This window comes from Nostoc sp. LEGE 12454, assembly GCF_056620565.1.
The window spans coordinates 73,812-97,016 of record NZ_JBWQXL010000019.1 but is presented as its reverse complement, the minus strand read 5'-3'; the positions used below and the strand labels follow the sequence as shown (position 1 = coordinate 97,016).

The following is a 23,205-nucleotide window of genomic DNA, read 5'->3' as shown; positions in this document are numbered from 1 at the left end:
AAATGACTATAAAACAGTCTTTCACCGCAGACGATATTCAAATATTTTTGGTATCTAACTTAGCTAAGTTGTTAGGAGTTGCAACTGATGAAATAGATATCAAAGAACATTTAGAAAACTATGGCTTAGATTCAGCCCAAGCAATGATTCTAGTAAGTAACTTAGAAAAGTTGCTCGGATTTCAACCGTCTCCATTGCTGCTGTGGCATTACCCAAATATTGAGGCTCTTTCACAGCGTTTAGCTGAAGAAGTGCAAGAAGGTTCACCAGTTCAAGATACAAAGGTAGTAGCCTCTAATGCCAACGCTGCACCCTCTGTTCTAGATTTAGGTGCTGAGGCTGTTCTTGACCCTACCATCCATCCCGGCGCGGCATCTAATGTACTTGTAGGTGAACCCAAGAACATCTTTTTAACTGGAGGAACTGGCTTCTTAGGAGCTTTTATCATCCGGGAATTGCTACAAGAAACCAATGCGGATATCTATTGCTTAGTGCGTGCTGCTAATGCCGAAGAAGGCAAAAGCAAACTGCAAAAGAATCTGCAACAGTATGCAATTTGGCAGGAAGAATTTAACTCCAGAATTATTCCGATTGTCGGCGATTTATCTCTGCCATTGTTAGGTGTTGGTTCGGAACAATTTCAAATTTTAGCTACCAATATTGATACTATCTATCATAGTGGTGCTTTGTTGAATTATGTTTTTCCATACTCAGCACTGAAAGCAGCCAATGTTTTAGGCACTCAAGAAGTTTTGAGATTGGCTTGTCAAGTTAAAGTCAAGCCTGTACATTACGTTTCTAGTGTTGCTGTTTTTGAATCTACAGCTTATGCTGGCAAGGTTGTTAAAGAACAAGATGAATTCAATCATTGGGAAGGTATCTACCTTGGTTACTCTCAAACTAAATGGGTAGCTGAAAAGTTAGTCAAAATTGCTCGTGACCGTGGACTTCCTGTAACTATCCATAGACCACCATTGATTTCTGGTGATAGCAAAACAGGCATTTGTAACACACATGACTTTATCAATTTGATGACTAAGGGCTGTCTACAAATGGGATATTTCCCTGATGTAGATTATATGTTGGATATGTCTCCTGTGGACTATGTAAGTAAAGCCATTGTTTATCTATCACGCCAAAAAGAATCCATAGGTAAGGCTTTCAATTTACAACATCCTCAACCTGTTTCTTTGAAAATATTAGTTGAGTGGATACGCTCTTTTGGTTATTCAGTTGAGATGATTCCTTATGAAAAATGGCAATCAGAGTTAATCAATAATGTGTCTTCTGTAGACAACCCTTTATATACTCTGCGACCCTTTTTACTGGAACGTTGGTCTGATGAACAACTGACAATTCCTGATTTGTACTTGCAAGCTAGAAGACCTCATATTAGCTGCCAAGATACTCTCCATGCACTAGCAGGTAGTTCTATTGCTTGTCCTCCAATTGACTCTCAATTGTTTATGACTTATACTGCCTACTTGATTCAAAGCGGCTTCTTGAATCTCGCTTAGAAATTCACAACTTGCATAGGATGTGTTATTGAAGACGTAACACATCCTACAAAATAATTTTATTTAGTCCATGTTTTTTAAAACTCAGTACTACTGAATAACCAATATTTCAGATGCCAGCAATAACTCATACACTAACAGCGGCAATATAATTGCCCTGTTTTTTTATGCTCAATCATGTAAATTTTTAGTATTCACCTCTTGACAGAAGCAATCGAGGATAGAATGGTTAGTGTCTGGCATAAAAGTTTAATTTTGCCCGCTTGCTTTTGTGAGTAATCAAAAGTGACAGCTAGCAGTCTGAAATAACCGAGCTTCTTTAATGCCTAGCTTTTTCGATGCATAAGTCCTAAATTTACGCTTGGACTGCTACATCTATCTAATGAACCACACAAGCATTTGAAAGGGTAATAACTCAAGATATTTCTCGTTGGTTCAGATATTACGCGTACTTAATTGTAGAACGAGAACCACTGTAAATGCAACGCAGCTTCATCAAGTTGAATTCACTAACATTCTTACATGAACACAAAACATCAAGGTCAGAGCAAGAAAACTGCTCTTATTACTGGAGCAGCCGATGGAATTGGCTACGAATTAGCATGTATTTTTGCTGCTCATGATTACAATTTGGTCTTAGTAGACAGAAATGGGCCAAAGCTAGTAGAAATTGCAGCTAAGTTCCAAGAAAAATTTGGGATTTTTGTCAAAACTCTTGTTAAGGATTTATCTATATCAACTGCTCCTGAAGAAATTTTCACGGAGTTGCAACTCGCCGATATTAATGTTGATGTGCTAGTCAATAATGCTGGATTTGGTATCTATGGATTATTTCACAAAACAGACCTAGCTACTGAATTGGAAATGCTACAGGTAAATTTGGTGTGCCTCACCCATTTAACCAAGCTATTTGTAAAGCACATGGTAAAACAAGGTGAAGGTAAAATATTAAATGTTTCCTCGGCTGCTGCTTTTCAACCAGGGCCTTTGATGGCAGTTTATTTTGCTACTAAAGCTTATATCTTATCTTTTTCGGAAGCGATCGCTAATGAATTAGAAGGTACAGGTGTCACTGTGACAGTTCTTTGCCCAGGCTCAACCGCATCTGCTTTTCATGAAAGAACCGGAATGGCTGACTCTAAGTTGCTCAAGGGCAAAAAGATGATGGATGCACAAACAGTAGCCGAAATTGGTTTTCGCGCCTTAATGAAGGGCAAAATCATTGCGATTCCTGGCTTTATGAATAAATTACTTGCAAAAAGTGTCAGATTTGTACCCAGAAACTTAGTGACAAAAATTGTACGAAATATGCAGGAAGATAAGTAAGCTGGTGTCATTTGTCATTTGTCATTTGTCATTTGTCATTTGTCATTTTACAATCTCCGCAAAATTTTTCTGGTTTCACCCACGAGATGAGCTTAATCAAGGTCAATATTGCCAGCATTTTAAGTTCCAGCCACAATTTGCTACAGCAACGGCAGCAACATAATTGTTAGCAGGTATTAGTTCAAAAAGACTCCAGTCTTCAGTTATCTGTAATTTGGCTGGTTCAGTGGGAGTCAGTGATACTTCAATTTGCTCTAACTGAGATAATCCGTCGCCAGTTGCTTTTAAATAAGCTTCCTTACAAGTCCAGTAACGGAAAAATACCTCTTGCTGTTGGTTGGGAGATAGCGATCGCAACATCTCATATTCTCTCGGTAAAAAGAACCGTTTGGCAAGACCCTCCAAATCAGACATGGGGCGAATATATTCTAGGTCTACACCAATTGGGCAAGTACAATTCACTGCACATAAACCCAATCCTTGGGAATGAGACAAATTAAACGCCAGTCCACTATCAGCAAATTTATCTGCTAGTACTGGTTTGCCACGTTGTTGATAATTAAATTGCACTTGTAAAGGCTGGATACCCAAGTAGCGCCCTAATATACTTCGGAGAATACCACGACCTGCAATGAAACGCTGTCGATGTTCCTGAAAATAGAACCGTTCAGCACGAGATGTTTCGTCACTGGAAAGAGTTGCTGCTAAATTTTGTAGTTGAGTTTCCGGTTGTTCGAGGTCTATGCGCCAGACATGAATATCATCTGGTAACAAAGTTAAATCTGTCGGTGCAGGTTGCCAAATATCATTAGAAGCGCTCATTGAGTCAAAAAGCCAAGGGAGTTGTACTCTAGAAGTTGGTTTAATTACGACGATGATTATGGGTGGATCTGGTTTGACGCTTTAGCACTACTATATACAACTGCGCCTGTTTTTCCTAGAATCTGCCAAAGGTGTTAGATATTAAGTCTAGTTGTAAACCTAAATATACGTAGCCGCGATTGCTTTTGCCAGATCGTATTGTGATTTCTTACTCTATATGTACGTACCGTTTTTATTACTATAGATATATACTCCTCAACTCCACGTTAAATCCCTTGAGAGAGAATATTTTAAAACCCTTGACAGATAATTGTAAGTTTTCTTTTAACTACAACATTAGCTATTAACAGTATTACTCAAAAAACTCAGAGGAATGTTTGCAAGTATTCTGAAGTAGATAGGACTTACGCAAAAATTGCTAAAAAGCTTAATTTATCGAACCGCCATCGCGCTTCGCGTCTCGCAGAGAAGACGCCTTCGCGAAGCGTCTCGAAGAGAAGAGCGCCGAGAATTCGTAGAGTGTGCGTAAGTCCTAGTACATATATCTTCACTAGTAAATAGTTTTTCTCAGAAACTGTTAAATCTGGAACAAAAAACCCTTCCCAAAGCTTGTTAAAAACCTATTAGAACTACTTTTTTGTAGAACATAGTGAGGATGAATGATTCTTAATTTGGAGTACTTTGCGTTCTTTATACTGCTACTAGCAGCGCTGCTATTAGCAATTAGGCAAATGAGCGTTGCTTTGGATGAGTTAGATATTGCACGTTTTACTCTCTGGACAGGTATTGCTTCTGTTCTTGCTGGTTTACCAATGATATTGTGGTAGCTTCTGGGTCAATGCCATCCTCTCTATTTTGAGCTTCCAAGCAATACGACTCCATCTGTCGAGCATCTTAGCAACTAGAATATCGTCTCGCCTATTACTCTGTTCGCTGTTGCTCCAACCATTGTAAAACCCGATTCCATGCCCACCAAGGGTCAGAATCTTGTACTTGACGCTGGCACTCTTTACTGCTCAAATAGCCAACGTGACCGCCGTATTGAGTGAGTAATAAATCTATTGCGGGATTGCGATCGCAAGCTTCTTTTAATTCTGGTATGATGGCTGGGTCAAAAAGTGGATCGTCAGCAGCATATAAAATCAAGGTCGGTTTCGAGATTTGTGGCAATACTTGTAAAGCACTACTAGCTTGGTAATATGCTTCCACAGAAGGAAAACCAAGTTGCTTAATTACTAATTCATTATCAAAACCCCAAATGCTATTTGCCCGTTCAATCGCTTCTGGATTGAGGCTTCCAGGGTGGGCATCATGGATTCGCCACGCCAGTTTTTTTAAATTTTGGGCAATCCCTGCTTCCAAATATCTGCCGAAGGGCTTTGTAACTAGATAAGATAGCGATCGCTCCGAATCTAAACTCGGACAAATCACCATACCACCGCCAATATCGGTATCTTTTAGCCCTAAATCTCCATACTCCCTAATCACCTCACCAGCTACCTTCACCGCCCAAAGTGCCAATTGCCCTCCTAAAGAATACCCTGTAAACCAAAATTTCCCCGGACATCCCATTGCCTTAGCAGCGGCGGCGATGCGAACAAAATCTTCCCCCTCATACAAACCATCAGAAGTCAGAGTCGGGGACAATTTGGCAGTTTTACCGTGGGCACGCCAATCAAATAACACCACAGCATAGCCTTGAGCATAGGCTTTACGTCCTAGCACTCTCAAAAACCATTCCGTCTCTAACTCTCCGGTAATGCCATAAGTACCGATAATCGTGCTATGAGCGTTTTCCGGGATGGCAACCAAGCCAAAAATTGGCACACCTTGGCCACCAATAAAAATTTTTTCGTGATAAGACGGTTCTGGGTCTTGAACAGTAATTTCCCAGTTACGTTTTCCCCACAAAGCGGTGTATACAGTCATCATCACACCGTTTTGTAAAAACCAAGACGGATTGTAGGGGGGAGTATAACACATCATAGACTATAAGATTTCGTGTAATTGAGTCTTGATTTCACAGTCATTTAATCTTAATATTTATGTAAGATTTAGAAGCTTTTTTAGAATTGATTCAAAAATCTTTGTATCTATCAAAGGTTGTTAATTATCCTTAATAAGTAGTAATAATTTTTTAAGAATGCCGAGGATTCTTGTCATAGACGATGACCCAGCGATTTCAGAACTAGTTGCCGTCAACTTGGAAATGGCTGGCTACGATGTTAGTCAAGCTGAAGACGGCATCAAAGGTCAAGCGCTGGCTCTCCAGCTACAACCAGACTTGATCATGCTCGATTTAATGTTGCCCAGGGTAGATGGGTTTACCGTTTGTCAACGCCTGCGCCGCGACGATCGCACCTCTGAGATTCCCGTGTTAATGTTGACGGCTTTGAGCCAAACTCAGGACAAGGTGGAAGGCTTCAATGCTGGCGCAGATGACTACCTCACCAAGCCTTTTGAAGTTGAAGAACTGCTGGCGCGGGTGCGGGCACTTTTGCGGCGTACTGACCGGATTCCCCAAGCCGCAAAGCATAGTGAAATTCTCAACTATGGCTCATTAACCCTCGTTCCCGAAAGATTTGAGGCAATATGGTTCAATGAGACGGTGAAATTGACTCACTTGGAATTTGAGTTACTTCACTGTTTACTGCAACGTCACGGTCAAACAGTTTCTCCCAGCGAAATCCTCAGAGAAGTTTGGGGCTACGATCCTGATGATGACATAGAAACGATTCGAGTGCATATTCGCCACTTGAGAACCAAGCTAGAACCCGATCCTCGCCATCCCCGTTATATCAAGACAGTGTATGGTGCTGGATACTGTCTTGAGTTACCTGGTGTACCTCCATCCAATGAAGGGGCTTCGGTAACAGTCGTTGAATAAAATCACGCTAAATTCCCTTATCTAAGCTATCACTTAGGCAAGAACTCTCTAACTCTTATTCCTTACCGCTTAGTTAAGGTTATCAGTGGGATTTAGAGTATGTAGAGACGTTGCAATACAATGTCTCTACAAGTATCTCAGTGAAAATTTCAGATAAAACGTTTTTTGTCAATGAGTTAAAATACTCAAAATAAGTTTAATAAAAATGATAATCGTGTGACGGAGAGGGAGAGGATGTGATTTTCGGTTAAACTCCTCAGCCTCTTTTTGATTATCATTATTTTCAAAGTCTTTAACAGCTTAAAAATTATATGAAAAAGTTATGAAAAAGTATTGTAACGACAGAATAACTTTATCAAAAGCGTGCTTTATTCTGAAGTAAATTCAACTATGAAGTTGAAATACGTGCAAAATTGCAGTTAATAAGAATGCGCTTTTTTATAAAAGGTTATTTGGTGAGTATGTTGGCTGGAGTCATAAGCTTAGTGGCGAACCAAGCTTTGGCAGTAACGGGGCCAGGAGCTACTATGAAGAATTCCTTTCCCCAAGACAATTCATGTTTAAGCACTTCGAGTTATGGGGGAATTATTAATAACTGTAGTTACAGTGTTCAAGTCGTAGGAACCCTGCAACTGTCACCAGGTTCTCACCCAACGTCAGTCAGAATTTATGGAAATAATAGCTCGTGTCAAGCAGTTTCGATTAATGGTGTTGGAAACGGTGCCGCGTTTAGTTCTTTAGTTAATACTACTGGGCCAAAAGATTGGCAAACCCTGAATCTTGGTAATCTTTCTGTATTTGATGGGCCTGATGGGAATAGGGAAACAGGTACACTTTTTAAGTGTTCGCTCGAAGCTGGTGGAATTATAGGCAATTTCACAGCAAAGTAAGGTTTCTGAAGGTAGATATTTGCCGTGATTGAATTTCTTAAATTGTAGTGCGATCGCGCTGTGGTGAAACAGCGCGGTTTTCTCCCAAAGAACTTTTCTACTTATTTCCGCATAACAACCCAAACCGAACTAACCCGCGTTCATAACCGCGACGCATCAACCCCAGCGATAACGCCCCTTGAATGGTAGTCCAACCGGCATTGAGTAAGCCCCAAAGTGCTTGGGGAGTAAACGCCGAATCAATTACTACATTCCAAAAAGGGGCGACGGCGGTTGACCAATCGGCGGTGCGAATATTGTTTAATGAAAGTTGACGTGCGATCGCTTCATACTCTGGTAAAGAAATCACATAAGGCAAACAATACACCCGATAAATATCCTGCAAATGCTTTTCTTCATCCGCCGTCAGTGGTAACTTATCAGTCGGTCGATGACACCAAGTCACCATAATTAACTTACCACCAGGTTTTAATACCCGATAACATTCCTGGAGAAACTTAGTTTTATCTGGCATGTGTTCGCCGCTTTCCAGCGACCAAACCAAATCAAAAGAATTGTCAGCAAAGGGCATTTCTTGAGCATTGGCGACTTGAAACTGAGTTTTCAGACTCAAATTAGCTTCCGTTGCGCGTTCCGTTGCTCTGGCAGCTTGCACAGGACTCAAAGTAATTCCTGTAGCCTTAGCATGAAACTTTTCTGCCAGGTATAAAGAACTACCACCAATACCACAACCCACATCGAGGATATTTTCTGCTGATTGTACCCCTGCCCAATTAAGCAGTTCTTCGATTAAATCAATTTGAGCTTGACGGCGGTCTTTTTTCTGGCTGCCATCTACACCGTAGTAGCCGTGGTGCATGTGTTCGCCCCAAATCTGTTCCCACAGACCAGAGGAAGCATCGTAGAACTGCTGAATTTGCTGGTAAAGTGTTGCACTCATGAAAAAAGTAGTATTGAGACGAATTAGAATTCAAAAAAAACATACAGGTAGGCTACCATGTATGTTTTTAATTAAATAAGGGTATTTTTACTTCCGGGGAAGGTAAACCGAGATTTATCTTCCTTGGAAAAATTTCTCAGTTTTACCTTAATAAACTTTTCTTGCTCGAATTTATACCAATAATCCCAAATATGGCTACAAATTCAAGCATGTGCCAACCCATATTAATCTAGCTTTCGTAATTCTGAATTTTGAATTAATTATGACCGTTTCTCGCACAGTTTGCCTGGGATTTTTGGCTGTCATCACTATAGGAACAATCTTGCTGATGATGCCTTTCTCAACTAGCGATGGTACTTGGAACGACCCTATTGTGGCGCTGTTCACCTCGACATCCGCAGTTTGTGTTACTGGCTTATCAGTGGTTGATCCTGGTACTTATTTTTCTTTTTGGGGTCAGCTGTTTATGACACTGTTGGTTCAGATTGGCGGTTTGGGCTATATGACAAGCACTACCTTTCTGATTCTGCTAATTGGACGCAAGTTTGACCTGCGACAAAAGGTAGCTATTCAACAAGCTTTAGACCGACCAGGAATGAGCGGGAGTGCCCAAGTTATCCGTTCAATTATTGCCACAACTTTAATTTTTGAAATTACAGGAATATTCTTACTTATACCAGCGTTTGTTCCAAAATATGGTTGGGATCGAGGACTTTGGTTGGCAATTTTTCATAGTATCAATGCTTGGAATAATGCTGGTTTTAGTTTATTTAAAGATAACTTAATTGGTTATCAGTCCTCTTTCTTAGTAGTCTTCACCATTAGCATATTGATTATCTTTGGGGGAATTGGCTATCAGGTAATTTTGGAAATGTATCTTTGGTTGCGCGATCGCATTCACAAAAAAACTAAAACCCAAGTTTTTACTCTAGATTTCAAAGTTGCAATCAGTACAACTCTGATATTATTACTAATAGGGATAGTAGCCTTTTTCTGTATAGAAATCAGAAACCCTGAAACATTTGGTTATCTAAATTTTCGGGACCAAATATTAGTAGCTTGGTTTCAATCGGTTACTCCCAGAACTGCTGGTTTTAACACCATCGATATTGGCAAAATGACTACTGCTGGTCTATTTATTACAATTGCGCTGATGTTTATTGGTGCAAGTCCAGGTGGCACAGGAGGAGGCATGAAAACAACAACCTTGAGAGTTTTGACCAGTTGTACTAAAGCGATTCTTCAGGGTAAAGAAGAAGTTTTGTTGTACGATCGCAAAATAGCAATAACTTTAATTTTGAAAGCTGTAGGTGTGTTAGTAGGATCGGTAGCGACCGTGATTTTAGCCACCATTTTAATTAGCCTCACAGATTCAACATTAGATTTTATTCAAATTTTGTTTGAAGTGGTATCAGCCTTCGCCACGGTGGGACTTTCTACAGGCATTACAGCAAGTCTCTCCACAGCAGCAAAGCTAATCTTAATTATCACGATGTACGTTGGAAGAGTAGGTGTTTTGCTACTGATGTCTGCTGTACTAGGAGATCCCCGTTCTACTAGAATTCACTATCCTGAAGAAAATTTACTCGTAGGATAGTTAGAGGAGAGAACATAGAGAGTGCGAGAGAAAAAATAACCAATGCCCAAACTGATAAAATATACATCTAAGGCAAAAAATAAAATTTTTAATTCAAGCTGTATAACCGTTTTTTGCCCTAAATACAGGGAGCCATAATAAGGATAAAAAGGGTGAATCTGTCATCATTAAGTTTTTTTCGCAGTTTACGTAAAGATAACCAGCAATTTGCTGTAATTGGGTTAGGTCGTTTTGGTAGGTCTGTCTGTTCCACACTGCACAATTTTGGTTATCAAGTGCTGGCAACAGATATTGATGAAAAACAAGTTTCAGAAGCATTAACTGAGGGAATAGTTGGTCATGCTTTGCAACTAGACTCTACAGAACCAGCCGCACTCAAAGAAGCTGGAATTTTTGAATTTGATACTGTAATTGTAGCGATTGGCAACTACGTTCAAGAAAGTATCATAACCACCCTAAATGTGAAAGAGGCTGGTGTACCTCACGTAGTTGCTAAAGCTTCTAGTGAAGTTCACCGTAAACTATTGCGGCGAGTAGGAGCAGATCATGTTGTTTTTCCTGAGTATGAAGCGGGTTGTGCTCTAGCGCGTACTCTTACCAAACCAGCAATTCTAGATCGGTTTGACCTCGACCCAGATAACAGTATTGTAGAGTTGATTGTGCCTGATGAATTTCATGGCAAAACCATCACCGAACTTCAACTTCGTAACCGCTACGGTTTAAATTTACTAGCAGTAAGTCAGGATGGGAAATTTCAAATTAATCCTGATGCTACCAAGCGTTTAGAGCGTGGTTCAGCAATGGTTGTTATTGGTTGCAATAAAGATATCAATCGTTTGCCGATTTAAAAAAATAGAGACGTGATTAATCGCGTCTCTACAGGAGTTATTCAATTTTAGATTTTAGATTTTCCTTTAATTCAAGTTGCGCTTACAGCGCACCACAGGTGCGATTCAAAATCTAAAATTGGCAGAGTTAGGAGTGATTTATTTATTCCTAACTCTGAGTTTTTTATTGTCCGACACTCGTTGACGTAGATTGTGATTCAACTGAGCCAGGGTTAGCGGGCGTTTCTGATTGATTTGGCGTCTGTGGCTCAGGTATTTGTACTGTAGAATCTGAACTCTGAGAAGGAGTAGCTGTTTGACTGGCTTGAGGTTGCTGTTGCCCACTTTTCTGAGCAATTTGCTGCATTAACTGCTCAATTTTCTGGGCTTGTTCAATGTTACCTTGCTCGCGATATTCATTGTGAGCGCGTTTCAAGACTCCACTGGCTTTTTTGAACTCGCCCTGATTATATAAAGTTACTCCCAAGTTATAGTAAGCTGAGGCACTTTTCGGATTTAGGCGAATCGCTTGCCGATAAACAGAAATAGCCTCAGGAGCTTGACCATGCATTGCTAGCAAATTTGCCATATTGCTGTAGGCTGCGGCATTTTTAGGATCTAGCTTCAAAGCTTGGCGATAACTGGCGATCGCAGGCTCGATTTGACCTTGTTGTTGTAAGGCGATCGCTAAGTTAAGATAAGCATTGGCATTGCTGCCATCTAAATTAATTGCTTGCTGGTATGCAGCGATCGCTTCCTCTAACTTTCCTTGTTCGTATAGCAACAAACCCAGATTATACAGCGCTGCCACCCTTGTGGAATCTATCACCAAGCTCTGGCGATAAGCGGTAATTGCTGCATCTTTTTCTCCTTGTCGGTGCAACACTAACCCTAAGTTGTAATAAGCTTCGCTAGAATTGGGATTAACTTTTATCGCCTCTGTAAATTCTTGTAAAGCTACATCCAGGCGATTTTGCTCTATCAATATATTACCGAGATAATTTCGTGCTGCTCCAAGGTTAGGATCTCGCCGCAACGCTTGGCGAAAGGCATATTCTGCACCTTGTAAGTCTTGGCGGTTATAGCGCGTAACTCCTTGCTGGAAAAAGCTAGCTGCTTCGAGATCCTGAGAAATTGCAGTTTCTGCCAGCAGCTTGCTAACTGGGAAATTAGTAATTGTCGGTGCAGCCAAGAGCAAAAATGCAGAACAGCCACCGAGTGTTACCTGACAAAATAAATTTAACCAATGAGAAAATAGGTATTTTTCAGACATTAATAGCAGACCTGTACTTATTTTTAACCTCTTATAAGTCAGAGTACCCACCACGAAAGAAAAAATTCCCAATTATCCAACTTTTAACACCTAATTCTTGTACAGACCCGATTAATCGCTTCTCTACTTCTAATTCTTGTACAGACGCGATTAATCGCGTCTCTCCCCACTCCCCGCTCCCGTAGCTGACGGCAAAATTAGCATGGCATCACCGAATGAATAAAAGCGATATCCAAAAGCGATCGCTTCGTTGTATATATTCAATAATCGTTGTCTGCCAATTAGGGCACTTACCAACATCAACAAACTAGAACGCGGTAAGTGAAAATTCGTAATCAAACCATCTACCACCCGCCATTGGTAGCCGGGATAAATAAACAAATCTGTTTTTCCGCAAAATGGTTGTAAATTCCCAGATTGAGCCGCCCCTTCTAAAGCCCGTACTGCCGTTGTTCCCACAGCAATAATTCGACCGCCAGCAGCTTTCGTAGCGCGGATTTGCTCTACTGTGGCGGCGGGAACTTCAATCCATTCTTCATGCATCTGATGAGTAGTTACGTCCTCTACTTCCACAGGGCGAAATGTGCCGACACCAACGTGTAGCGTCACAAAAGCTCGATTGATTTTGCGATCGCGCAACTGTTGTAATAATTCTGGGGTAAAGTGTAATCCTGCCGTCGGAGCTGCGATCGCTCCTGGTTGTTTAGCATAAACTGTCTGATACTGCTCATCAGCAGCTTCTGAGGTAGTGATATATGGTGGTAACGGTACTTCACCAAATACCTCTAACAGTTGCACCAAAGTCTTACCCTCTGGTACATCAAATTGCAACAAACGCCCCCCGGTTGCTGCATCTGTTTCTAGAACCGTAGCCGTTAGCTGGGGGCTACGAGCAGGAAGTAAGGGAGAAGAGTTTTCCCGTCTGCCCCCCGCACCCCGCCCCTCTGCCTCTTTTAAATGCCCAATCCCCGCTTCTCTTGGTTCAAAGATAATCTTTGCTCCCCGTTTGAAGCTTTTTCCTGGCTTAACTAAAGCTAACCAACAGTTATGCTGCCGTTCTTCCAACAGCAACACCTGGATTTTCGCACCAGTGGATTTATGACCATAAAGCCGCGCTGGAATAACTCTTGTATTGTTCATAACCAACAAATCACCAGAGCGCAACAGTGCAGGCAAATCATGGAAAATATGGTGTAGAGGTGCTGTTTCGATGCCTGTAGTTGGAGAATCAACTACCAGTAACCGCGAACTATCTCTAGGAACTGCTGGGTTTTGGGCAATGAGTTCTGGAGGTAGTGTGTAGTCATAGCTAGCTACCGAGCAATCTAATTCAAAATCTTTTGCTTGTGGACGAGATGTATCTTTCAAATTAACTTGTACTAGTTTTTGGTTTATTTAGTATTTATACTCTCTTAAAAAGGCTGAGTTAAGTTTTCCCTTCTAAAGGAACTTTAAGGCATCTTTACTCAGTTTTGCCGCTAGGCTATAAGATTGTTACTATTAAGTAACACGGAAAATTAACATAAAATTTGGGTAAACCTCCCCATCTAAAAACGGGGGCTTTTACCCTACCGGGAACAGGCACTGATTGACGAATATAGATATGTAGGATTGGCTTTGATCCCAAGCACCAACAAACATGGAATACTTGTACTATCTGGCAAATGCCAGTCTAACCCTGAGGGTCGTTCAACACCTCCACGCTAGACCCCAGACACCAGTTTCGTTCGTCACCGTAATTCATCAAATTGATGGCTGGGTGGTTAGGATCAAACTCAAAGGTCAAGTCTCGCCCCAAGAAGATGGCGACTTTCGCGCTTTTCTAAATGAATTAGGAATTAGCTACGAACCGCCAATGAGGGTGCAAATGGCACTTTGGAGTTTGGAAGCTGGACAGTGCCCTGTGGATGTGATGCGTCGTTATCAAGTAGCGATCGTTTCTCATGGTAGCCCAGAAAGAGACGAAATTGAAGCGTTCCGGCAGCAGTTTGTCCGGGGCTTAGGTTACTGTCCAGAAACTTTAGCGTGAGACTATTTGGTTGTAACGCTACTACAAAATTATTGGTCATTGGTAATTAAGATATTTTATCGATTACCGATTAACCATTATCAATTGAAGAGTCAAAAGCTGCCAGAATGTATTCTTGCAGCTTAAACTTATATCCTGGTACTGATGAAGTAGCCAGAGCTTCTTGATTTGCTGTAACCTCAGTCAGATTTTTTATCCTGTGGCAGTAGACAATAGCAACATCAAATCGACAAGAATAATCTGCCTTCTCAGGATACTGGGCTAAGAATATTTCAGCTGTACGCCAGATTTTTGCTTGCTTTTGTAGAGTGATTGCGCCTCTTCCCCCGGCATCCCAACTACCTGAACTGCGGGTTTTGACTTCAACAAATGCCAATAATGAGTGCTGAGTTTTGATTTCTCCTGCTGCGCCTCTGCTCCCCCGGTTACTGAGCGCAGTCGTTGGCGCAGCCTCTCGTAGAGAAGTATGCTCCCCTGCACTTCCATCATGTTGAGCAATAATATCAATTTCCCCCCAGCGGCTAGAAAAGCGACGATGGAGAATTATCCAACCAGTAGATTGCAACCATTGGGCTACTAGGTCTTCTCCTAATGAACCAATATCTGGATAATGAGATGGAGGAAGGTTAGCCATTGACTAATAAATATCATGAATTCTGTGAATTCTAGGTTAAGCGATGCCTGCGGCGGGCTACGCCTACGCACAACGGGTTCTACACTCAACTTATCCAGCACTGAGTTGGAATTGAAGCGTAAAACAAACCATTACACTTGGGCAAGTATACTCAGCTTATTCCTTTGGGGAATAGTTAGCATCACCGCAGCGGTCGGTTTTGCTCCAACAGCTTTGGCACTTGAATATAACAAAGAAATTTTGGTTGAGGCTGATTTTTCAGGACGTGATTTAACAGACTCTAGCTTTACTAAAGCTAATCTTCGCCAGAGCAACTTCAGCCGAGCTAATTTGAACGGTGTCAGTTTCTTTGCAGCAAATTTAGAGTCGGCGAATTTGGAGGGTTCTGACTTGAGAAATGCCACTTTAGACTCAGCTCGTTTAGTCAGAGCAAATTTGACAAATGCACTGTTGGAGGGTGCTTTTGCTGCTAACGCCAGATTTGATGGTGCAGTCATTGACGGTGCAGATTTTACCGATGTGCTACTGCGTCCCGATGAGCAAAAAAAATTGTGCAAACTTGCCAAAGGGACTAATCCGATTACAGGACGAGATACGCGTGACACGTTGTTTTGTCCTTAGTATTTTTTAGCTGGGAATTGGGATTGGGGCATTGCTTATTCCCCATTCCCTACTCCCTACCCCCCATTCCCTACTCATAAAATATTGAGCAACTACCAACCACTAGCACCAATCTTTTGACAAACAATTTGCATTCCTTTGCCTGGTGAAGAATTAGCTACAAAAGGTATTTCTCCTTTTTCCTTATCCTCTTCAAGTAGCTGTCCCTCCGAACCATAAATGGCAATGCGATTCCGAAAAAGCCGTGATTCTGTACATGATGCATCGAAGGTAGTTTCGAAGATGCCATCACCATACATTCCATAAAGCTTGTATGTAGTGCCTTTTATAGTTTCCGTATCCAGAGCTACACTGTTTCCTAATTTGTCATGCCCTACAGTGATATATCTTTGTGCATCTTGTGCGATGGCTGCGCCAACACCTCCGGTGATCGCACTGCCATTACTTAATAAAATAGCGATCACTCCTACCATACCGCCTAACTTAAAATACATACAGTTTCAAAATATCAGATTTCATATATTTCTACCCGCGATCAAAGCGGTTCTGGCAGGGTAAAAGCACTGAAATCAATATATAGCGAGGTATTATAGTAACTCTTAATACCTGATGGGAAGCGTAAAGCACTAGATAAATAGCTGCAATACTTCACTTTTCAATAACTTGAGGCTGTTTTTGCTATGTTCTGCATGGCTCCATCTTTTGGGTTTGGCAGTGGGGCGATCGCATCTGTGTTCAAATGGGAACCATAAGAAAATAAGCAAATCCTTCAAACCCTGTAGTTATCGCCTCAAAGCAGCAAATAGTAAAAAAGCTTGAACAATGACTAAAGTAAGAAACTTTAGCGCGGCATTTCTTATCAATGGTTGGTACAGCCCAGCAATATCAAAGGTTTTGAGAGCATCTTCCTCGCATTTTTCTTGCGCGGTATTGGCTCCTGGATGATCGCAAATCAGGGAAAGATTAAACCGATAGCATTGCAGCTTGATCTCAGGTTTGGGGTCTATTGCTCCTCACGCTCCAATTAAAAGCGTAAGTAGCTGCCAAGCATAAATTTACGTGTATTCTGCTTAATTTGCTACAATGAAGCGAATCAAAACTCAATTCATATAGTAAGTATAGTAATATAGGACATGCATCTTGAGCAAACGCAACAGAGAATAAGAAATTTAATGTCATTTTTTGTGACAGAGATCAAGGCTGCTACAGCGATGGAGAAAACAGATATAAACAAAGTATCTGAGAATGTATTAATACCTCTCTTCGCAGAAATTTACGGCTTTGAAAATCTTAAAAACTTGAATTTTACAGAAGGTAGCAACTTTCCTGGTATTGATTTAGGTGATGAAACAGCAAAAGTTGCTTTTCAGATTACAGCTACGCCTAATATTAACAAGATAAAGCACACATTAAATAAATTTATCGAATATGAATTATATAATAAATATGATAGATTAATTATTTATGTTTTGCTAGAAAAGCAAAATTCTTATTCAAATAAAGAAATTAATAAAATCATCCAAGGTAAGCTTAATTTCAATCCCAAGCAAGATATTTTGGATTATCGTGACGTACTCAAAGCTATTAATAAATTTCAAATTGAGAAAGCATTAAGCATAAAAACCCTTTTGGAAGCAAATTTTGGCACTGGTAAAATGCAAGTTGAGAGTAAAGAATTAGTAGATGGTTCTCATAAAAAATTAAACTCAGAACTTGAGGAGACTTTAAAACTGTATTTTACGAAATGTTTTGAGGATGATGAATTTGCAGAATTAGACCAAGCAGGCGAAACTGATCCAGAAAGTCGTACATTGCTAGAACAGATATTTATTGATCTTGATATTAAAATTAGAGGTGAAAAACCTATTAAGTTAAGGTTAGAGGATTTGCCTGAATCAACCAGAAGAAAATTTTTTTACTTAGAAGAAGCAGATGACATCCCTTTTTGAATCCCTTTTTGAAACAGATCAATCTACTAATCTCACTGTCATGGATTGTCTTTTGGAAGAGTATTATACTAGGGTTGTAGTTATTGGTGGCCCTGGGAAGGGGAAATCTACACTGGGGCAGCAGTTAGCGCAGGTACATCGTGCCAAGTTGATTGGAAAAAAAGATTATCAATCTAAAAAACCTAAAACTGTAAGGATTCCCTTTCGGATTGTACTCAAGCACTTTGCCCAATGGCTTGCTAAAAAGCCTGATTTGGATAGCTTAGAAGCTTATATAGCTGAGAGGATGGGCGTACTAACCTCACGGACTAACTTAGTATCCCCAAAAGATATTCAAGATATTCTTTGCTGCCGTCCTTGCCTTTTGATTTTAGATGGACTGGATGAAGTCGGAATTACTGAATTACAAGAGAAGATGCTGGTACGCATTAAAAACTTCCTATCAGTAGCAGAAAGTTTAAATGCTGATTTAATGGTAGTAGGAAGTTCTAGACCAAAAGAATTTGATAAACAGTATAAAAGTTACTTTAATACTAAAGAATTTTTGCATTTAGAACTAGTCGATATGTCAGCCCAAAAAGTTAATGAATATGCTGATAAATGGGTATTAGCAAAAAAAATAAAAGATGAAGAAAAACAAAGAATAATTTCTACTCTTGAAGAATGCCAGCAAGATACCAATACCTCTGCGTTACTAACAAGTCCTCTTTACGTAACAATTATCCTACTTATTATCAAGAATCGTGGTCGTCCTCCCAGTCAAAAAGAAGATTTATTTAATAAATATTGGGAGATTATATTTGCTAGAGAACAAAGTAAAGATAAGGGAATTATTAAAAGTGATGAGTCGCTCTTATTTGGATTACATTCTTACTTAGGATACTTACTGCATCACCGAGCAGCAAAAGAAAACGTTCAATCGCGCTTACCTGAAAATGACTTTAGAGATGCTGTTTGTAAATTCCTACGTCAAGAAGGCAAGCGTTCCACTGCTGAAACCATAAATTTTAAGATGGAAACCTTGGTGAAGGATGGTGATAGATTAGTTTTGATTACTGAAGCTAATGATTTGTTTGGTTTTGATATTCGCTCTTTTCAAGAATTCTTTGCAGCGGTTCATTTAGTAGAGAATGCCGAGGATACTGCTCAACGTTTTGAAAGCTTAAAAAATATTATTTATTTAGCACACTGGCGGAATGTTGCTTTATTTTTCGTTGGTCGTATTGCTCGGAGCCATAAGGGAGAAGCTAATAAGATTTTAAGACTCTGTAAAGAGATAGACCAAACAAAAACAAATCATTATTTACGACCAGGAGCTTGGTTTGCGCTTGAAGTAGCAAGCGATGGGGCTTTTAGTAAAATTAATCCAGATTTACAATATGAATTTATAGAATACGGACTAAAAGTTTTAGACACGGGGCTAACTACAGAGCAACAAGAAGCATTGGAATCTTTCATAGAGCAATTATCTCAAGAAGATAAACAAGAATCATTGCATCCTCTTCTAGAAGAGAAGTTGCGTTCTTTGCCAGATTCATGCTCAGAAACAGTATTAGAACTTTATGGTCAACATTTTGGAGCAAAAAAACCTTTCCAAGATAAGATTAATGCTCTGCTTCAAACTCAACGAGAAACAACTGTAATTACTGCATTGTGTCTTGCTATGAGCTATAAATCTGAGCCTTCATGGATGGTAGAAACATTACAAGATTCTTGGGACTACTACAAAAAAATATTTAGTGAGCGTGGATTCTCTTCGTCTGAAATAAAAATGTGGTTAAGCTCACTTGAATATACTGAGGCAGTTCTGAAAAATTGGTCAATTTCTGAAGACCAAGCAAACGAATTAGCAGAAATACTTTCTTTAGAAGTGTATTATAATTCTTCAAGTTCTGAGCAAAAACTTATCGGGGAGTTCCTAAAACCAAAAACGCTTTCTGAACAATTAATATTATTGCTGAGATGCTCTAGATTATTGATCGAGTTGTCCATGAAAACTAATAAACGCAGAAATATTTTAATATATGGAGAGGAACAAGATATCTCACAACATGCAACAGCTATAAGAATGATGAGGATTGGGCTAGAACCATCTGACTCTATGCCTAAAGAAGTTATCGATAATATAGAGGAGCTATTGCAATGCCATAACTTAATACCCAGGCTAGAAGTAAGTTTATGGTCGTTACTTTGGTTTTTCAAAGAGCCTCATCTTGATCATATATCTGTCTTTATGGAAAGATTAAAATTAATTCACCGCACTTCATCCCTTTCTAATAAATGGTGGCGTTCTTTTGCTTTAATAAAAAATTGGCCTCTTTTGAATCTAGCCGTGGATAAACAATTAGTTGAAGACCAAGATAGTGTTAATAGATTATTACCCTTCTTGGAAGCTAAAAAACAGATAGCTATTTTTAAAGAAATAGAGGAGGCTATTCTCAAATATAAGCGGCAATCAGATGATAGGCAACATTTACAAAAAATTATAATAGCAATACATACGCAGATTGGATTAGATGAACTTTTGCCTGAGTTATTACCATTAGCTAATCAAATAGGCATAAGTGTTGAAGATTTAGCAGAAGCATATATTTATAGTCCTATTAGCTTCAGTACATTGAAATGCGGAAGTGATGAACTCTACAAAATCTTAACGATTGCTGAAGAGGCTATAAAACAGCATAAAAGATTAAGTAGAATATTAATGAATCTGATTGAACTTAAGTGGTCATCAGATCCAATCTTCTTAAGAAAAACACAGGACATTTTAGAATTAATTCTTACTACTTGGTCGCAATCTTTAGACGACACTATTACTAACTTATGTTGGGTTTACTTCCTAAAAATATTAAGTTATGATACTCCGACTCAAAGAATAATACTGCTTGTGTTTAATACTCTACCTCTTAAAGAAATTTTACTTAACAAAAGAGAGTTTTATCGGAGTGGCATTTCTAATAATTTTTTATTGAAATCTACAGATGTATTAGAATCATTTCTTAGTCATGAGGATGAAAATGTTCGTATAGGGAGCGTATTCCTTTTATATCTAATTTTTCGTTCGTCAATGAAATCTTATAAATTCTCCAAGAAAGCAGAAATACAAGAAGCCATTAATCTTTGCTTTAATGCAGATGCAGGATGGAGTCTGATAAATTCTGACAGTAACAAGCATTCTTTACTAGGGATTTTATACTTAACTTTGTCAGATTATCCAATTGAGAATATTAATTATAGACAAATGTTATTAGCAGCATTGCAACAAACTCAAATAATCGAGAAAGAGGAAGCTTGGGTTAAGATGCTAAGAGAGATTCAAATGCCTGTTGATAAGCATGAGACATGGCATAAACTGTTAGAAGAAATTTTAAAAAAACCTTGGAATTATAGCAATTTAGTATTGAGTGCAGCAATGGAGCGATATCAAGAAACCAGTAATAATAACGATACACTATAAAATTCAAAAAGCTTGAACAAAGAGCGATCGCAATATTGAGCAGGAACTAGCTAAAAAATAGCGATCGCACTCCACCAACGACCCCTTAATCAATCAGGCTATTCAATCCCCGTTTTTTAACTAGGTGCAACAGCTTAAGAGCAGTTCCACTGGGACGCTTCTGACCAATTTCCCACTTTTGAACCGTTGATAGACTTGTATTCAAAATCGCAGCAAATACTGCTTGGCTAACATGAGATGATTCACGTATTTCCTTAATTTGCTTAGGTTCTAGCGGTTCAATCACAGACAAGCACAGACTGTCGAATTCACGCAATGTAGTTTGATCCATCAGTCCAGCCTTGTGCAGCCCCATAGCCGTTTCGTGAACGGCTTCAAGAATCGCTGATTTCTTCTTCGCCATTGCAAATTACCTCCATCAATTCATCTTCCAGCTTGGCCTTTTCGAGATCCTCTAGCGTGTAAGATAACAGCACCGATGACAGCTTTTTTAATGCTTCTTCTTCTTTTTTGTTAATGTTGCTGCGCTCGTTTTTCGGGAAGCCGAAAACAAAAAACCAGCAATCTCCCTTGTTGCTGGCGACTTTTACCTCCAAATTTATTTAACACTTCTAAACCACTCAGTAATTCCCTGAGCGATCGCTTTTGCCATTTTCTTCTGTTCTTCTGGGTTCACCACCTGCTCAAATTCATCGGGATTGCTCATAAAACCCAATTCTAGTAACACCGATGGCGCAGCTGTCGGACGTGTCAGCGCCAGATTATCCCAAAACACACCATAAGAAGGTTTGCCGAGTTTTTTGACTACATAGGTCTGTAAAAATATGGCGAGGCTGTGTGCTTGAGGTTGATACCAAAAAGCGGCAAATCCCTTGATTTTCTCGGCATCGCCATCATCCGGTAGGGAGTTATGGTGTATGGAAATAGCGATCGCAGGTTCTTCTTGACTGATAATTGCTTGACGTTCTACTAGTGAAACCTCTCGATCGTCCTCCCGTGTCATCACTACCGTTGCCCCTCGCTTCACCAATTCGTCCCGCAACAACTTGGAAACTACCAAATTGACATCTTTTTCTAAATATCCAGTTGGCCCACTGGCACCAGATTCTTTACCGCCATGCCCTGGATCTAGTACAATCTTGAAATTAGCTAAAGGCTTGCGTCTTGTGTTCCCGATTTTAGGTGGATGACGCAAAGCCAAAACCAGGGTTGTACCGTCGTATCTCAGCTTATATCCCCACTGTTGAGCTTTTTTGAGGTTAAAGGTGTATTTTACTTGTCCTGGAGCTTCCTGTTGCCAGTCTAGGCGATTAATTAGGGGGTTGTCATCCAGGCGAATTATGTCTGTTTGGGCAGTGGTATTGTAGAGAGTGAGAGCGAGAGTTTGCTCACTTTGTTGTACGCTCACGGGTACGGGAACTTGCAAGGGGAAAACTATCTCTGTCGCACTAGGGAGTTGACGGTATCCGACACTGCGAATTATTGTCTGTGGCGGAACTGCACCAGGTAGAATGCGGGTTTCTTTACTATTAATCCAAGCGCCATAATCTAGGCGCAACCATTCACCTTCCCTACCTGTAACTGTTGCGCGTGTGCCTTTGGGCAGTGGTGTGAGTCGGGAATAATCGGTGCTAGGGCCAGTACGAGCAACGCCTGATTCTACTGTAACCTCAGAAACTGGCAACTGCGATCTTGAGAGGATTTCAATCTTACCAGATCCTGGTTGAGTTATGGTCTTGCCATCAAGCGTCAGTTGAAATTGAGGTTTTCCCAGATCGGCGGCTGTTGCCACTGTGGTGCAACCTTGATAGTTGCCTACGCTAGACTGGGCATGAGGCTGATTTTGCCCTGTCAAAGCTGCCAAATTACTTGGTAGTTGTGCTTGTTGAGGTTGCGGTAAAAGGGCAATAGTTTGATTAGTGAGGGTTACAGAGACATTGGCGTTAGGGGGTGCGATCGCAGTAAAACAAATTACTTCTCCTGGTAATCTGGCAATGTCAACTGCGGGAGTCAGGGAATCTTTCGCAAAGGCTACCCCCTGTGGTAGTTCAGGGCTAGCGTTAAGCCCGATCACCTTAATTTTAAGTTCTTGATTCTGGTGACGCACAGTAAAAAGATTCTCCCCCAACTGCAAGGGGAAACTAGGGGAAAAATGGCCAGCTTTGCTGCGGTTAATTGGCTTACCATTGATCAAAACCTGACCATCTGGTGGTGCAGTGCCGAGAAAGAAGATTTTTTGGGCACTTGTCTGGTAGTTTGTCTGGGGAAAAACAACTATAAGAGATGGATCTGCCAATGCTACCGAGGAGGTGAGAATACAGCTTAATATTACTAATCCTAAGAGTTTTTTCACAGCAAATCACAGAAGATGACACCACAACAACTGTGGCACAATGACGGGATGTATTTTTAGAAGTTGTTAGAAATTCAAACTAC

At 40.2% G+C, this 23,205-nt stretch carries 21 protein-coding genes; 11 read left to right on the top strand and 10 right to left on the bottom strand.

Going from position 1 to position 23,205, the window contains the following annotated elements:
• Positions 1 to 2 precede the first annotated feature (2 nt).
• Positions 3 to 1,517: an SDR family oxidoreductase gene (locus tag AC1F2U_RS20225; protein WP_480262705.1), complete on the top strand. Its 1,515-nt coding sequence runs from the start codon at positions 3 to 5 to the stop codon at positions 1,515 to 1,517.
• 522 nt (positions 1,518 to 2,039) lie between these two features.
• On the top strand, positions 2,040 to 2,843 hold the full coding sequence (locus tag AC1F2U_RS20220; RefSeq protein ID WP_480262704.1) for an SDR family NAD(P)-dependent oxidoreductase: 804 nt from the start codon (positions 2,040 to 2,042) through the stop codon (positions 2,841 to 2,843).
• A 102-nt stretch (positions 2,844 to 2,945) separates the two neighbouring features.
• Here the strand turns inward: AC1F2U_RS20220 and hetI are convergent, their stop codons facing one another.
• Entirely contained in the window at positions 2,946 to 3,665 is a 720-nt protein-coding gene (hetI, locus tag AC1F2U_RS20215) for a 4'-phosphopantetheinyl transferase HetI (RefSeq protein WP_480262703.1), read from the bottom strand.
• A 659-nt stretch (positions 3,666 to 4,324) separates the two neighbouring features.
• Here hetI and AC1F2U_RS20210 point away from each other — a divergent pair.
• On the top strand, positions 4,325 to 4,492 hold the full coding sequence (locus AC1F2U_RS20210; protein ID WP_334936722.1) for a hypothetical protein: 168 nt from the start codon (positions 4,325 to 4,327) through the stop codon (positions 4,490 to 4,492).
• Between the two features lie 94 nt (positions 4,493 to 4,586).
• On the opposite strand, the gene AC1F2U_RS20205 is transcribed toward AC1F2U_RS20210, so the two are convergent.
• Positions 4,587 to 5,651, bottom strand: coding sequence for a YheT family hydrolase (locus AC1F2U_RS20205; protein WP_480262702.1), 1,065 nt, complete (start codon positions 5,649 to 5,651; stop codon positions 4,587 to 4,589).
• A 157-nt stretch (positions 5,652 to 5,808) separates the two neighbouring features.
• Between AC1F2U_RS20205 and AC1F2U_RS20200 the strand changes: the two genes are divergently transcribed.
• On the top strand, positions 5,809 to 6,552 hold the full coding sequence (locus AC1F2U_RS20200; protein WP_335005140.1) for a response regulator transcription factor: 744 nt from the start codon (positions 5,809 to 5,811) through the stop codon (positions 6,550 to 6,552).
• A gap of 428 nt (positions 6,553 to 6,980) precedes the next feature.
• A complete protein-coding gene (locus AC1F2U_RS20195; RefSeq protein WP_480262701.1) occupies positions 6,981 to 7,442 on the top strand; it encodes a hypothetical protein in 462 nt (153 codons plus the stop codon).
• Between the two features lie 97 nt (positions 7,443 to 7,539).
• Here AC1F2U_RS20195 and AC1F2U_RS20190 read toward each other — a convergent pair whose 3' ends face one another.
• On the bottom strand, positions 7,540 to 8,382 hold the full coding sequence (locus AC1F2U_RS20190) for a methyltransferase domain-containing protein (protein WP_480262700.1): 843 nt from the start codon (positions 8,380 to 8,382) through the stop codon (positions 7,540 to 7,542).
• Between the two features lie 262 nt (positions 8,383 to 8,644).
• Here AC1F2U_RS20190 and AC1F2U_RS20185 point away from each other — a divergent pair, with 262 nt between their 5' ends.
• Positions 8,645 to 9,979 (top strand): TrkH family potassium uptake protein, encoded by a 1,335-nt coding sequence (locus AC1F2U_RS20185; RefSeq protein ID WP_480262699.1) that lies wholly within the window; start codon positions 8,645 to 8,647, stop codon positions 9,977 to 9,979.
• 152 nt (positions 9,980 to 10,131) lie between these two features.
• A complete protein-coding gene (locus tag AC1F2U_RS20180; protein WP_322693870.1) occupies positions 10,132 to 10,827 on the top strand; it encodes a potassium channel family protein in 696 nt (231 codons plus the stop codon).
• Positions 10,828 to 10,990: 163 nt separating this feature from the next.
• Here the strand turns inward: AC1F2U_RS20180 and AC1F2U_RS20175 are convergent, their stop codons facing one another.
• Positions 10,991 to 12,079: a tetratricopeptide repeat protein gene (locus AC1F2U_RS20175; protein ID WP_480262698.1), complete on the bottom strand. Its 1,089-nt coding sequence runs from the start codon at positions 12,077 to 12,079 to the stop codon at positions 10,991 to 10,993.
• Between the two features lie 150 nt (positions 12,080 to 12,229).
• Positions 12,230 to 13,474, bottom strand: a complete 1,245-nt coding sequence (gene queA, locus AC1F2U_RS20170; protein WP_480262729.1) for a tRNA preQ1(34) S-adenosylmethionine ribosyltransferase-isomerase QueA — start codon at positions 13,472 to 13,474, stop codon at positions 12,230 to 12,232.
• A 244-nt stretch (positions 13,475 to 13,718) separates the two neighbouring features.
• On the opposite strand from queA, the gene AC1F2U_RS20165 reads away from it, so the two are divergent.
• Positions 13,719 to 14,108: a hypothetical protein gene (locus tag AC1F2U_RS20165; protein WP_012412259.1), complete on the top strand. Its 390-nt coding sequence runs from the start codon at positions 13,719 to 13,721 to the stop codon at positions 14,106 to 14,108.
• 70 nt (positions 14,109 to 14,178) lie between these two features.
• Here AC1F2U_RS20165 and AC1F2U_RS20160 read toward each other — a convergent pair whose 3' ends face one another.
• Positions 14,179 to 14,742, bottom strand: a complete 564-nt coding sequence (locus AC1F2U_RS20160) for a YraN family protein (RefSeq protein ID WP_480262697.1) — start codon at positions 14,740 to 14,742, stop codon at positions 14,179 to 14,181.
• A gap of 15 nt (positions 14,743 to 14,757) precedes the next feature.
• Between AC1F2U_RS20160 and AC1F2U_RS20155 the strand changes: the two genes are divergently transcribed.
• Positions 14,758 to 15,363, top strand: coding sequence for a pentapeptide repeat-containing protein (locus AC1F2U_RS20155; RefSeq protein WP_480262696.1), 606 nt, complete (start codon positions 14,758 to 14,760; stop codon positions 15,361 to 15,363).
• Positions 15,364 to 15,455: 92 nt separating this feature from the next.
• On the opposite strand, the gene AC1F2U_RS20150 is transcribed toward AC1F2U_RS20155, so the two are convergent.
• Positions 15,456 to 15,857: a hypothetical protein gene (locus AC1F2U_RS20150; protein ID WP_480262695.1), complete on the bottom strand. Its 402-nt coding sequence runs from the start codon at positions 15,855 to 15,857 to the stop codon at positions 15,456 to 15,458.
• 639 nt (positions 15,858 to 16,496) lie between these two features.
• Here AC1F2U_RS20150 and AC1F2U_RS20145 point away from each other — a divergent pair.
• Together AC1F2U_RS20145 and AC1F2U_RS20140 are read left to right on the top strand one after the other, a co-directional pair.
• A complete protein-coding gene (locus tag AC1F2U_RS20145) occupies positions 16,497 to 17,312 on the top strand; it encodes an SMEK domain-containing protein (protein ID WP_480262694.1) in 816 nt (271 codons plus the stop codon).
• Positions 17,296 to 20,769 carry an NACHT domain-containing protein gene (locus AC1F2U_RS20140; RefSeq protein WP_480262693.1) on the top strand — a complete coding sequence of 1,158 codons (3,474 nt, stop codon included), beginning with the start codon at positions 17,296 to 17,298 and terminating at the stop codon, positions 20,767 to 20,769. The genes AC1F2U_RS20145 and AC1F2U_RS20140 overlap by 17 nt, the downstream gene beginning before the upstream one ends.
• 85 nt (positions 20,770 to 20,854) lie before the next feature.
• On the opposite strand, the gene AC1F2U_RS20135 is transcribed toward AC1F2U_RS20140, so the two are convergent.
• From AC1F2U_RS20135 to AC1F2U_RS20125, 3 genes are read right to left on the bottom strand one after another with little or no spacing between them, the layout of a single operon-like run.
• Entirely contained in the window at positions 20,855 to 21,172 is a 318-nt protein-coding gene (locus AC1F2U_RS20135) for a helix-turn-helix domain-containing protein (protein WP_480262692.1), read from the bottom strand.
• Positions 21,144 to 21,365: a type II toxin-antitoxin system RelE/ParE family toxin gene (locus tag AC1F2U_RS20130; RefSeq protein WP_480262691.1), complete on the bottom strand. Its 222-nt coding sequence runs from the start codon at positions 21,363 to 21,365 to the stop codon at positions 21,144 to 21,146. The genes AC1F2U_RS20135 and AC1F2U_RS20130 overlap by 29 nt, the downstream gene beginning before the upstream one ends.
• A gap of 2 nt (positions 21,366 to 21,367) precedes the next feature.
• Entirely contained in the window at positions 21,368 to 23,122 is a 1,755-nt protein-coding gene (locus tag AC1F2U_RS20125) for an N-acetylmuramoyl-L-alanine amidase family protein (RefSeq protein WP_480262690.1), read from the bottom strand.
• Positions 23,123 to 23,205 lie beyond the last annotated feature (83 nt).

Excerpts from the sequence above, each read along its gene's own strand:
- AC1F2U_RS20190 (WP_480262700.1), bottom strand. The coding sequence starts at position 8,382 with ATGAGTGCAACACTTTACCAGCAAATTCAGCAGTTCTACGATGCTTCC.
- AC1F2U_RS20160 (WP_480262697.1), bottom strand. The coding sequence starts at position 14,742 with ATGGCTAACCTTCCTCCATCTCATTATCCAGATATTGGTTCATTAGGA.
- AC1F2U_RS20200 (WP_335005140.1), top strand. The coding sequence starts at position 5,809 with ATGCCGAGGATTCTTGTCATAGACGATGACCCAGCGATTTCAGAACTA.
- hetI (WP_480262703.1), bottom strand. The coding sequence starts at position 3,665 with ATGAGCGCTTCTAATGATATTTGGCAACCTGCACCGACAGATTTAACT.
- AC1F2U_RS20155 (WP_480262696.1), top strand. The coding sequence starts at position 14,758 with ATGAATTCTGTGAATTCTAGGTTAAGCGATGCCTGCGGCGGGCTACGC.
- AC1F2U_RS20150 (WP_480262695.1), bottom strand. The coding sequence starts at position 15,857 with ATGTATTTTAAGTTAGGCGGTATGGTAGGAGTGATCGCTATTTTATTA.
- AC1F2U_RS20185 (WP_480262699.1), top strand. The coding sequence starts at position 8,645 with ATGACCGTTTCTCGCACAGTTTGCCTGGGATTTTTGGCTGTCATCACT.
- AC1F2U_RS20140 (WP_480262693.1), top strand. The coding sequence starts at position 17,296 with ATGACATCCCTTTTTGAATCCCTTTTTGAAACAGATCAATCTACTAAT.
- AC1F2U_RS20220 (WP_480262704.1), top strand. The coding sequence starts at position 2,040 with ATGAACACAAAACATCAAGGTCAGAGCAAGAAAACTGCTCTTATTACT.
- AC1F2U_RS20210 (WP_334936722.1), top strand. The coding sequence starts at position 4,325 with ATGATTCTTAATTTGGAGTACTTTGCGTTCTTTATACTGCTACTAGCA.
- AC1F2U_RS20205 (WP_480262702.1), bottom strand. The coding sequence starts at position 5,651 with ATGATGTGTTATACTCCCCCCTACAATCCGTCTTGGTTTTTACAAAAC.
- AC1F2U_RS20165 (WP_012412259.1), top strand. The coding sequence starts at position 13,719 with ATGGAATACTTGTACTATCTGGCAAATGCCAGTCTAACCCTGAGGGTC.
- AC1F2U_RS20135 (WP_480262692.1), bottom strand. The coding sequence starts at position 21,172 with ATGGCGAAGAAGAAATCAGCGATTCTTGAAGCCGTTCACGAAACGGCT.
- AC1F2U_RS20195 (WP_480262701.1), top strand. The coding sequence starts at position 6,981 with ATGCGCTTTTTTATAAAAGGTTATTTGGTGAGTATGTTGGCTGGAGTC.
- AC1F2U_RS20145 (WP_480262694.1), top strand. The coding sequence starts at position 16,497 with ATGCATCTTGAGCAAACGCAACAGAGAATAAGAAATTTAATGTCATTT.
- AC1F2U_RS20175 (WP_480262698.1), bottom strand. The coding sequence starts at position 12,079 with ATGTCTGAAAAATACCTATTTTCTCATTGGTTAAATTTATTTTGTCAG.
- AC1F2U_RS20225 (WP_480262705.1), top strand. The coding sequence starts at position 3 with ATGACTATAAAACAGTCTTTCACCGCAGACGATATTCAAATATTTTTG.